This window comes from Lysinibacillus sp. NPDC056959 (genome assembly GCF_042674095.1).
In the GTDB taxonomy this organism is placed as follows: domain Bacteria; phylum Bacillota; class Bacilli; order Bacillales_A; family Planococcaceae; genus Lysinibacillus; species Lysinibacillus zambalensis.
Genome location: NZ_JBHURE010000018.1, coordinates 22,973 through 35,194 on the forward strand (window position 1 = coordinate 22,973; position 12,222 = coordinate 35,194).

Below are 12,222 nucleotides of genomic sequence, written 5' to 3' on the forward strand. Positions count from 1 at the left end.
CAATCGGAACGGAAATCAACCACTCATTTTGCCAAAGAACCCTACTTTATATAACACCATAATTTTTTGACACAATAGTTTTAAACAGCAAAAATCCCCGCTTAGAGTTAAAAGCAGGGATTTTTTATTGTGCATTAAGCAGAGTTAGCGTACACCTAATGCCATTTTTGCATAGCGTGACATTCTATCTTTTGACCAAGGTGGATTCCATACAATATTTACATTTGTACTTTTTACCTCTGGAAGCTCACCTAATGCTGTATTCACTTGATCAACAATAACAGGTCCCATTGGGCAGCCCATAGACGTTAACGTCATTGTAACCGTTGCTGCACCCTCTTCATCTAACTCTACATCATATACTAAACCTAAGTTGACGATATCAATACCAAGCTCAGGGTCAATTACATTTTCTAATGCACCGAACATGCTGTCTTTCATATCTTGATCCATCTGTATTTCTCCTTTCGTCACAGTGTTAACTTAATCATAGCAGATGCATCTTATTATGCCAAATGCTGTGCAAGCCATTCAGTTGCTGCTAACGTACCATCACGTGAGACAGCATGACCAGCTTTCTTATTAGCTAAAAATTTCAAGTTTTCTGGATTCGTTTCATAATATTTACGTAAAGTTAAATAAAAATCATATGTTTCCTTGAAAGGTACAGTTTTATCTAACTCCCCATGCCAAAATAGGACAGGTCGTTCTGCAAATTTGTCTGGTGTTAGGCTCACATCATATTTAGCTAGAAGCTCATTCGTTTGTTGTACTTCTTCTTCGGACATTGGCAAATTCACACCGTTTTTTGCGAATTGCTGTAATTGATACTCCGCTAATTTAGTGAAACTTGGTGCACCCATACAAACTGCTGCTGTCTTGATCCAATCATAGCGCTTTAAACAGCCTGATGTGACAATACCACCCATTGATGTACCAGAAATGCCAATTTTATCATTCAGTAATAATTTTTTATTCTTTAATTCATTATATAATTGTTCCACTTCATGAATAGAATTTAAAACAATATCCCAAAAATGTAAGCTCAATTGCATCTCAGTCAGGCCTTCACTACGGTCGCCATGTAATTTTGCATCTGGCAATAGGACACGCACCCCTCTGCCTACTAATTGATATGCATAATGTAAGTTATGTTCTTTTGCACTCGTGAAACCATGTAAAAAAATTACTACCGGGGTTTCTTCATTCATATTTTCCGTATGTATATGTAATAAAGGAATATTTCCCCACAATTCTTTCTCAACAATCATCTTTGTCACTCCCAACATTTGTCTCATCTTTATGTTAGCAAACTTTTTTCACTGTGACAAAATTTTGACGAATGGTTTACAAAACGATACTATTCAAATTATAAGAAAGGGGCAAAAAGCTATGAAACCGCATTTAATCGTTTTGGACTTAGATGGTACGTTATTAACGGACCAACAACAAATTTCGGCAAAAACTAAAAAAACATTATTGCAGGCAAAGGAGCAAGGCCATCAAGTTATGATTGCTACCGGTCGTCCTTATCGTGCGAGTGATCTTTATTATCACGCACTTGGCCTTACAACGCCCATCGTAAATTTTAATGGTGCTTACGTCCACCATCCTAAAAATGCAGCTTGGCAGACTAAGCATACTCCTATTGATTTAAGCGTAGTACATGATGTCGTCAATTCCATCAATAGCTATGAATATGAAAATATTATAGCGGAGGTTAAGGACGATATTTATGTTCATACAGAGAACTCACGGATTTTAAATATATTTAATATGGGGAATCCTAAAATTACTCATGGGAATCTCTATACCCAGTTACTTGAAAACCCTACTAGTTTACTGATTCAAGCGAATGAAGTGAATTCAATGATTATTCGTGACCATTTACAGGCTGTCCATGCAGAAGTCATTGAACATCGTCGTTGGGGTGCCCCACTTCACATTATTGAAATTGTTCGCCGTGGCTTAAATAAAGCAGTAGGAATCGCTCATGTAGCACAGGATTTAGGTATCCCACGCGAGCGTATTATTGCATTCGGTGACGAGGACAATGATTTAGAAATGATTGAATATGCCGGTATCGGTGTCGCAATGGGCAATGGAATCCCTGCTTTAAAAAACATTGCCAACGAAATTACGACAACCAATAATGACGATGGCATCGCTAAAATGCTTATCGAGCGATTGAAACTATCCTAGTTAAATAAAAACACCCTATTTTTGGATCATCACCATAAGTTGTGGATGTCATTCATTAAAATGTAAGCCATCTATAAAAGTTGCGCGAAGTCCGCCCAGTCGGACGGAAATCAACCACACGTTATGGTGATGAGCCCATTTTTCACTTTAACTTTCGAGTTAACAATACACTGAGTTGCAATTATACTGAAACACGATATGATAATATATCTATATAAAATTTTATTAGGAAGTAGTTTCGAGAAATATAGAGTGGAAATTGAAAACTCGACACGTGTTCACCTGTTATGTAGTATAGGTATTTGTAAACTTCTCATATAGAGTTAAAAGAATATTAAATTAGGGGGACAAATGATGAAAATTTTTACTGATAGTGGCTGTGATCTACCAAAGTCTTACTACGAAGAAAACAATATTGAACTTCTTCCACTACGAGTGCAATTAAACAATAATGAATATGATGATGTCATTTCGATTGATTCCAAAGAAATTTACGACGCTATTCGTCAAGGTGCTCGCCCAAAAACATCCCAAGTATCACCAGAGCTATTTCTCAATCATTTCGAAAATCTAGCGAAAAATGAAGAGGAAGGAATCTATATTGCCTTTTCATCGGAATTATCAGGCACCTATAATACCGCTGTCATGATTCGCAATCAAGTACAGGAGCAATATCCCTCCCTTAAATTAGCTATTATCGATTCTAAATGTGCTTCACTAGGTTTCGGCCTAGTAGTCGAAGAAGCCGTTCGCCTTCGAAATACAGGTGCTTCACTGGAAGAAATCGAAGCAAAAATTACAGCCCTTACCCCACAGATGGAGCACTTATTTACGGTGGAAGATTTAGATTACCTTGCTAAAGGTGGTCGTGTATCTAAGGCAAGCGCATTTCTTGGGGGGCTCCTAAGCATAAAACCCATCTTAAATGTAGAGGATGGTAAACTTGTCCCGATTGAAAAATCACGCGGACGTAAAAAAGCCATCGCTCGCATGTTAGATTTAATGCAGGCGCGCGGTGAAAATTTCTCTGAAAAAGTTGTTGGTATTAGCCATAGTGATGATGTGGAATTTGCCAACGAAGTAAAGGCTTCTATCCAAGAAAGATTTTCACCAAAAGCTATTCAAGTAACAATGATTGGTTCAGCTATCGGCTCACACGTAGGACCAGGTACAATTGCCATCTTCTTTACAAATAAAAGCTATCAAGCGTAACAAAAATCCCCTCCGCACTGAAAAGTGTTAAGGGGATTTTTCATTTTATCCTACTGGGATTAATTTAGAGCATCTTGCTCTTTACGTCGTACTTTACCTCGTCTAATAATAACAACTACAAATCCTATGAATATTAACCATACTAATCCTAGTGCTACCATATAAGGTACATTTAATCCTTCATCATTTCTAACTTGATAAATCTCTACCATTTCGCGATTTAAAATAACTGGATAAACGTCTTTTTCATTAATACGAACTTTTTCTTCATGTATAATACCGTTTAGCATTTTACCTTCACCAAGCTGAGCAGGTGTTAAATCAACGCGTTGTGTTTCACTAGTATTATTAACCATGATGACCCATTTTTCTTTATCGGACGTACGTGTAAATACAAGTAGGCCATTTTCATTTGTGAGAACTTCAAAATCACCATTGCGTAATGTCTCAGATTTATTACGTAAAGATTGGACATTTTTAATATAGTCGATTAATTCTGTATCAGTTTTAAAGTTATAAATTTGGTGCGTATCTGGCTTTTTTTCACCGTTCATTGCAATTTCTGTACCATATTGTACAACTGGAATTCCTGGCATCATAAATAAAGCACCCATCGCCATTTTCAAACGCGTTGGTGGGAACATATTTTCTGTTGCAGAATCAAATGTAAATCGATGCGTATCTAGCGAATCAATCATAATCTGAGTTGGTTTCTTACCTGCAATAGGCTCCATCAACTTAGTAGAATCCATATCAACATTTTTAAAGATATTACGGTAAATATCAGCTGAACCTTTAGAAAAGCTTGCATCAAAGTTTGCATCACTTTCTTCATTTGAAATGACATAGAGTGATTTTTTCGTATCTTTTAATGCTTTAATTACTGCATTGATAAACTCTGTATCAGCACCAGCAATATTTGTTAAACGCACTCCACCAACATCGTATGTAGAGATAAAGTCTGTTGCTGATTTAACAAGTGCGTCTTGTACGTCTTTGTTTGTTAAGTCCCACTGTACTTGTCCATTATTTGTTGAAGCAATCCAGTCCTTTTTCGCTGAATCTTTTGCCCACTCATGATTCGGACTTACATTGTTTAATGGAAAATCAACCATGATCGATACGTTTTTAGCTTTATAGGCCTCAATGACACTTTGAAACTCCTCAGCCGTCCCAAAATGACGCTCAATTGAAGAGTAGCTCGTCGGCATCGATCCATCATATTTCTCAGTGGCAAAAATCGGGCCAATAGAAGCGATTGTAAAGCCCATCTCTCCGATAAATTTTAGTTTATCCTGTAAACCTGCAAAATCGCCTCCTGCAAATTTAGTAGCGTCTTGCGTATTTGTATCAAAATCGTTAGTGCCCGAACCATTAAAGAAACGGTCAACGAGTAAATCATAGATGCTTTCTTCTGCAATCGTTCTTGTCGACGTTTCATCAGCATGTGCAACTGGTGTAGCACTCACTAATGAAGTTGCTAGTAAAAGCGATGCAGCTGTCGCACTTATCCACTTTTTGAATTTCACTTTAATTCCCTCTCTTTCAAACCAATCCTCCGTCATTTTACCAAATAAAATAGTCACGTCGCTATCTTTTCAAAATATTTTCCGAAAATGACAAAATGAATTACGGCAAAAAGGTGTCAACTTCTCCTTCAAATACAATTTATCGACTTGATCGTGGGACCTAAACAATTTCTCCTTCAAAAAAAGCCGTGAAGCGAGAACTTCACGACTTTTACAAAATTATGCTAAGAAATTTTGACCCATTGGTAATTTGAAACCTAGGAACAATGTAATCAATAAGAATACTGCAAATAAAATCCAAAACATACCCGTTGGTTTGTTTTTCTTTTGACGAACTAATACCATTTCCATCATACCAATGACTAAAATACCACCTATAAATTTAAAGCCATAGAGCATACCCATACCATAATCCATGCCTTTAATAAATAGTGCTCCACCAGTAATGATAATTAAAATGTAGAATAAACGTAATGTCATATGTAAGCCTTTTGACTGCTTGCCCATTAATGCCGCAATTAAAAAGATTACGATTGCAACTACCCAAGTAGTAATATGCAAATGCGTTTGGCTAGTTAAGAAATCCATTATTGTCCCACCTCATATTCTTTTTTCTATCAAACTCTATCCTACCATGTGATGGAAAGGGTTTCAAACATTACAATAGTGTTCATATCATATACATTAATTCCCTCGGCATAATTACGTCCGAATCAGCTGAAAGAAGTTAAAAATCCGCGGAGGTAAACTCACGCGGATTTGAAAAATTATTCAAAATGATTCACTAAAGTACCGATGCCTTGGATAGATACTTTTACAGTATCACCAGCTTTTAAGAATTGTGGCGGATTCATACCTTTGCCAACACCTGCTGGAGTCCCTGTTAAAATAACGTCACCTGGCTCTAATGTAACATGCTGAGATAAAATCGATACTAATGATTCTACAGTGAACATCATATCTTTTGTTGAGCCGTTTTGACGTACTTCGTCGTTCACTTTTGTAACGACTGTTAAATCTTGTGGATTCGGAATTTCATCTTTTGTTACAAGGTAAGGTCCAAGTGGACAAGTTCCATCCAAGCTTTTTCCTAAGAAGAATTGCTTATGTTTTTCTTGTAAATCACGAGCTGTTAGATCATTGGCAATCGTATAGCCAAATACATAATCGTATGCTAAGTTTTTCGGAATATTTTTACCACGTTTACCAATGACAACCGCTAATTCGCCTTCATAATCCATTTTAGATGAAAGATCGGCATGAATAGAAATTGTTTGGCCATCAGCAGCAATAGCAGTCGGAGATTTTGTAAATACCATTAAGTCTGTTGGAGCTGCTTCTGCACCCATTTCTTTAGCATGTTCATCATAGTTTTTCCCAATACACATAATGTTTTTTGGTGTGCGTGGAATCGGTGATAACCACTCGATCACTGTAAATTCGCGTTTGAAACTATTAGCACGGTCTGATTTTTCAGCGGCTTCTACTAATTTACGAATCTGTTCAACAAAATCAAAGCCTAGAGCAATGCCATCTACAATTGAACTTGAAAAAGAAGGGAGAACTTGAAGTTCATTTTGAATAGCGAGTACATCCCATACTGCTTCTTCTTTTTTTACTTTTGGTCCAAAGCTTACATGTCCACCTAATTTAAATGATAAAATTTTCATGATTTTCAGAGCTCCTTCTTTTTTTTACATAATACAACAAAATTATAGAAATTGCCTTACTTTTACGAAAACTATTTTTATTCCGAATAATTTGCTGGTTTTTTACCATAACGTGTGGTTGATTTCCGTTCCGACTGGGCGCTTTGTTGTTGCTGTCGCTACGCTTTCGCACAGTTAAAACATTTGTTGCTGTCGCTACGCTTTCGCACAGTTAAAACATTTGTTGCTGTCGCTACGCTTTCGCACAGTTAAAACATTTGTTACTGCCGCTTCGCTTCGCTGCAGGGTCTCGGGCCAACAGATTTTTTTTTGCGCGAAAGCATAGTGCTAACGAAGCGGCAGCGGCACCGATGTTGGTCACGAAGGCGTTATCACAGGATGTGATGGTTTTAGCCTTCGTTCCTCTATCGCTGATCCCCAAGGAGTCGCCCATCCTCCACTACAATCAACTAACATACGTTTTAACAAATGCTATCCCAAACATTTTATAATGAGCAAATCGCAATTAATTATTCTTATTATACAAGACGTATTCATTAACTTTATGTTGCCCTCACATTGAAAATGCACGCTAATTTCCACCGCAGATTGCGCGCTTTTTGCACGAGAGTCAAGCCCATAACAATTATCCTGCTTTAGTTTTCGTCTTATACGTTAACTTGCGCCATAAAGCCTCTAACGGACCTTGTTGCCATTTCGCTAGCCAAATTTCTGCCACAATCATTTGTACAATAATAATGCTTACCGCAATTAGCACGCCTGTTGCGACGTTTACTTTTCCATACAAGCCAAATCCAAATTGATAAAACAGACATGTTCCAATGACCGATTGAAGTATGTACATTGTAAACGACATGCGCCCTATTTTCGCAAAAGGACTAAGCAATTTTGGTACAACTGGGAGTAAACAAAGTAAAACAATGAGCCCCGTATAGCCTACTGCTAAAATTGGACCACCTATGTATACTTTCAAGTAGTCTAATAAATACGTACGCGTAAACATGATCGGTGAGCTTTTAATAAAAATACCAATTGCTAACCCAGCTACTGCTAATGCCAGCCATAGCCATTTAAGTTCTCTCGCTCGTTCTACTAAACGCCATTTAGAGGCTGCGGCACCAATTAACATAAATGGTAGAATTGTAAATAATGCCACAAACCACATGCCGATTCCTGCCTGAAACGATAAATCAGTTAGACGTTGCATAAATGCATCAACCCAACTCCCTGTTCCATAAGCAGTTATCGCCTGCTCTACTGAAGTAATATCTAAATACTCATCAATCTTTGTATTAAAATTAATATATCCTACTACAAATAACATAAAAGCTTGCATGACGCCGCTAATCATAATGCCAATTGACAATAACCAAATTGGATGTAGACGTAGTAAGAGCACTAAAAAAACGCCGCAAAATGCATACACCATCAAAATGTCGCCCCACCAAATGAGCACAGCATGTAGCAAACCAAATACAAATAATACAGAAAGTCTTCGAAGTCCTATCGCATAAAAATTTTGTTCACGACTTTGTGCTTTCCGCCATTGCATAGCGAGTCCGTAGCCAAATAACATGGCGAACAGTGGATAAAAGCTACTTTGTACATAAATATCTAAATTTTGCTGCCACACAATATCTGACGGTGTTGTAAACCATGATGCCAAATCAATATAGGGCATTGGCAAATAAAAGGCAAACATATTAACGAGTAAAATGCCTAGTAAGCTAATACCACGTAAAATATCTAATGTTGCGATGCGCTCCTGCAACATTGTCGGTTTTAACTCCACAAAAAAAGCCTCCTCTATGTATATGGCGAAAACAGGACTCTCTAACACGCATTCCCTTATATGAAACTACCCAGATAGCCCTGTTTTCACCGCTTTCACTTATGCATGTATAGCCCGTTCAATATCAAATAAATAGAGAACCTTATCACTCACTTTAATTTGAAGGATCGATTCTATCGCCTCACTATACACTCTAAGCTGGACACCATATCGTTCTAAAAGTTCTTTCGTTAATGCTGGTTCCTCAGCAAAATGTGATTGGATACGATCGGTCTTATAATCAAGTAAGATCCATTCACCGTTTTCATCCTCAAATAAGCAATCAATAATTCCTTGTACAATTTGAGCGTCGCCATCTTCATCTACTCGACTAATCGTAAATGGCAATTCTCTGCGAATTGTTTTTGCTTTTTTAAAGCGTTGTCCAATGTCTGTTGTAAAGAAATTATATATTTTTTTCGACGGAACAACTTTCCCCTCAGCCTCGGTCAGAAGCTGTCTATTCACTAAATTAGTGACAAACTCCTGAACCTCCTGTACGTCCGTAAAGCCGTTTTGAGGGACATGTTGCATAACTGTATGAACCGCTGTACCTATTTCTGCACCTGTCAGCTGCTTGTCCTGTAAAAAGGTTGGACGGGGTGCAACGGTCGTCGATTTTTGCTTAGAAGGTGCTGAAAAGTAATACTCAGGCTCTTCCTGTCTCTGAAGATTTTCTAAACGCTTAATTTCACTTACAGATGTTTTTGAACGTTTTTGTGTTGATTTCTGAAACGCATACTGTGCTTGAAAGCGCATCGTAATTTCCGACTCCAAAGCTTCGTCCTCGGGTGTTTCTAGCAATTGCTGTACCTCGTCCTCTAACGCCTGTATATCATACGCATAATGGCTTGTTTCAATAGCTCGTACCCACCAATGCGATACATCATCTGCTGCCTTATAAGGGGAAGCAGCAATGGCTGAAAAATCTGCATGTCTTGCTACTGCAGGCCCAAGCCAATCAAAGTAACTATTTGCTCTAGCTCGTAAATACTCCTGTAAAGGGGCATCTAACGGCAAGCTTTGTGCATCCAGCCAATTGTCGCGGGTTTTATCCCAATTTTTTACCGAGCCGACTAAAATAAGTCGCTCCTTTGCACGTGTCATCGCTACGTATAATACACGCATTTCCTCAGCACGCATTTCAAGCTCTTTCTTCTCCTTCAAAGCTAAAAATGGTAGAGATGTATACGTAATACGATTTTCTGGATCAATTGCCTTCACTGCAAGACCAAAATCTTGATCGAATAAATAAGGGTTATGGAAATCCATTTTATTAAACGGTCTCCCCATCCCTGCCACAAAGACAACTGGGTACTCTAACCCTTTGGAAGAGTGAATAGTCACAAGGCGAACGACGTCATCCTTTTCTCCAATCGATTTCGCCGTCCCTAAATCATCGCCTCGTGTACGCATACGATCAATAAAACGTAAAAAGCGAAATAGTCCTCGAAAGGCTGTTTTCTCATACATTAAAGCACGGTCGTGTAAAATGCGTAAATTGGCCTGACGCTGCTTCCCATTCGGCATCGCTCCAACCATCTCATAATAATGCGTATCTAAATAAATTTTCCAAATTAAATCTGACAGCGAACCACGTCGCGCTAAATCTCGCCAGTTTTCAAATGCTAGCATAAATCGTTGAAGCTTCACAAAAGTGTCAGACTGCACACCATGCCCCTCACTTCGAATGAATTGCCTTAATGCATCATAAAACGGCGCTTTCGTATCTGCTAGTCGAATTTTTGCTAGCTCATTTTCTGTTAAGCCAACAAATGGAGCACGTAGCACTGAAGCTAAAGGAATATCCTGATATGGATTATCAACAACCTTTAGTACATTCAGCATAATCATCACTTCAAGCGCATCAAAATATCCTTTTGAGGACTCCGCATAGAGCGGGATTCCCGCAAGCTTAAATTCCTCTACTAAATCTGTTGACCATGTCATTGAACGCATTAAAATTACAATATCACTATATTTTAACGGACGTTCTGTCTTCGTTTTTGTATCGAATACGGTTGTTCCGTCCTCCATCATTTGTCGAATACGCTCAATAATAAAACGTGCCTCATACTGTGATTTTTTTAATTCCTCTAATTCAGAAGCGTTGCTTACAGTATCTTCTGCTTCTTCGTCCAACTCCTCTTCCTCGGGAGGATGCATGATGACTAGCTCTACTGGAACTTCTTTGTCATCATAGGGGGCTGCTGGCTTTAGTGAAGCATTTTCATCATAAAGAATTTCTCCAACTCGCTCACCCATAATTTGTGCAAATACATAGTTTGTAGCGTTCAACACTTCTTCTCGACTACGGAAGTTAGCGTTTAAATCTATACGCATCCCCGTCAAATCTGGCGTCTCTAGAAACTCGCTATACTTTCGCATAAAAAGCTTCGGTTCTGCTAAACGGAAACGGTAAATACTTTGTTTGACGTCCCCAACCATAAAAAGATTTCCATCTTGCTCACTACCCGTTTTCACAAGCTGTAATATAGTTTCTTGTAACATATTTGTATCTTGATATTCGTCCACAAGCACTTCTTTAAAATGTTGCTTTAAATCTAGAGCAACAGGTGAAGGCTGTAATTCACCTTCAACTTCTACAGTTAAAATTTGTAAGGCGAAATGTTCTAAATCTGAGAAATCAATAATTCCTCGTTCTAATTTCGCGATGCGGAACTGTTCACTAAAAACATTCGTCAATTCGACCAATGTTCCTATCGTAGGCCCCATTAATCGAATCTCTTCCAGCAATCGTGCAGGAGTACGAACGAAGAAAGTCTCTTTAAGCTTGTTTACAATTTTTTTAGCTGCCTCACGCTTTTTCTTAGCAAGCTCCTGTAGCTCCACATCTACTAAAGCATCCTTGGATACACGCTTTAACGTTGACCACTTTACGGTAGCAAAATAATCAAAGAGTTCTTGCCATGTTCCTTCACGACTAATGCGAATGCCTTCCTGAATCATAGCAAAATCCATTTCTGCAGTTTCAGCATATGGTCCTGGTCCAGCAGGCTGTAGCGTTATGGCACGCATTTCAGAAATTAACACAAATGCCTCTTCAAGACTATGCTTGACTGTTAATTTCACATATTTTGATAGCTCTAAATCATCAATTGTTACGTCCGCTGCTAAGTCGTATGTCTCTGGTAGACTACGAAGCCATTTTTGAGGCTCTGCATGAACACAGGACGTATCATAAAGCTTGCTTATTAAAGTTTCTATTGCCTGATCATCACGATCCGATGTAAAGCTATCAACAAGGCGATAGATTGCTTGAACCTGTGCTTCATCCTCAGAATCGTAAGCATCTTCTAATACTTCGGCTAATATATCGTCCCTTAACAAAGCAACCTCTGCCTCATTTGCTATACGAAAGCCTGGATCAATATCTAGCATATAGGCGTACTGCTTCACAATAGCTAAGCAGAAAGAATGCAGCGTTGAAATTTGCGCTTTATTGACAAGGCTTAGCTGGCGTCGCAAATGGTTAGAAGTTGGATTTTCTGCAATAGCCTTTTCAAGTGCCTCCGCCATACGGTGACGCATCTCAGCAGCGGATGCATTTGTAAATGTTACGACAAGTAACTCGTCGACATTGATGGGATCCTCTGTCGCTACTACCTTTTCAATCATTCGATTAATGAGAACTGCCGTTTTACCAGAGCCTGCCGCAGCCGATACAAGTGTATCCTGGCCGCTTGCATAGATTGCCTTCCACTGGTCGTCAGTCCATGTCACTTCCGCTGGCTTTTCAGGTATTTTTTGTACCAAC

Annotated in this window: 9 protein-coding genes; 2 read left to right on the top strand and 7 right to left on the bottom strand. The window is 38.6% G+C overall.

Annotated elements, in window-relative coordinates; genetic code table 11:
* Positions 1-144: 144 nt before the first annotated feature.
* Positions 145-453 carry a metal-sulfur cluster assembly factor gene (locus tag ACFTQ7_RS17870; RefSeq protein ID WP_197139853.1) on the bottom strand — a complete coding sequence of 103 codons (309 nt, stop codon included), beginning with the start codon at positions 451-453 and terminating at the stop codon, positions 145-147.
* A 53-nt stretch (positions 454-506) separates the two neighbouring features.
* Positions 507-1,271 (bottom strand): prolyl oligopeptidase family serine peptidase, encoded by a 765-nt coding sequence (locus ACFTQ7_RS17875; protein WP_386830213.1) that lies wholly within the window; start codon positions 1,269-1,271, stop codon positions 507-509.
* Positions 1,272-1,392: 121 nt separating this feature from the next.
* Between ACFTQ7_RS17875 and ACFTQ7_RS17880 the strand changes: the two genes are divergently transcribed.
* Both ACFTQ7_RS17880 and ACFTQ7_RS17885 read left to right on the top strand, forming a co-directional pair.
* On the top strand, positions 1,393-2,202 hold the full coding sequence (locus ACFTQ7_RS17880; protein WP_386830214.1) for a Cof-type HAD-IIB family hydrolase: 810 nt from the start codon (positions 1,393-1,395) through the stop codon (positions 2,200-2,202).
* Positions 2,203-2,556: 354 nt separating this feature from the next.
* Positions 2,557-3,414 (top strand): DegV family protein, encoded by an 858-nt coding sequence (locus ACFTQ7_RS17885; protein ID WP_349659105.1) that lies wholly within the window; start codon positions 2,557-2,559, stop codon positions 3,412-3,414.
* Between the two features lie 59 nt (positions 3,415-3,473).
* Here ACFTQ7_RS17885 and ACFTQ7_RS17890 read toward each other — a convergent pair whose 3' ends face one another.
* The 5 genes from ACFTQ7_RS17890 to addA form a co-directional block, all read right to left on the bottom strand.
* Positions 3,474-5,000, bottom strand: coding sequence for an alpha-amylase family glycosyl hydrolase (locus ACFTQ7_RS17890; RefSeq protein ID WP_386830215.1), 1,527 nt, complete (start codon positions 4,998-5,000; stop codon positions 3,474-3,476).
* A 162-nt stretch (positions 5,001-5,162) separates the two neighbouring features.
* On the bottom strand, positions 5,163-5,531 hold the full coding sequence (locus ACFTQ7_RS17895; RefSeq protein ID WP_386830216.1) for a YisL family protein: 369 nt from the start codon (positions 5,529-5,531) through the stop codon (positions 5,163-5,165).
* A 179-nt stretch (positions 5,532-5,710) separates the two neighbouring features.
* The gene (locus tag ACFTQ7_RS17900; protein ID WP_079559548.1) at positions 5,711-6,613 is read right to left on the bottom strand and encodes a fumarylacetoacetate hydrolase family protein; all 903 of its coding nucleotides are present in this window, start codon (positions 6,611-6,613) and stop codon (positions 5,711-5,713) included.
* A 625-nt stretch (positions 6,614-7,238) separates the two neighbouring features.
* Positions 7,239-8,405, bottom strand: a complete 1,167-nt coding sequence (locus ACFTQ7_RS17905; RefSeq protein WP_386830217.1) for a DUF418 domain-containing protein — start codon at positions 8,403-8,405, stop codon at positions 7,239-7,241.
* Positions 8,406-8,504: 99 nt separating this feature from the next.
* A complete protein-coding gene (gene addA / locus ACFTQ7_RS17910; RefSeq protein ID WP_386830218.1) occupies positions 8,505-12,221 on the bottom strand; it encodes a helicase-exonuclease AddAB subunit AddA in 3,717 nt (1,238 codons plus the stop codon).
* Between the last annotated feature and the right edge of the window lies 1 nt (position 12,222).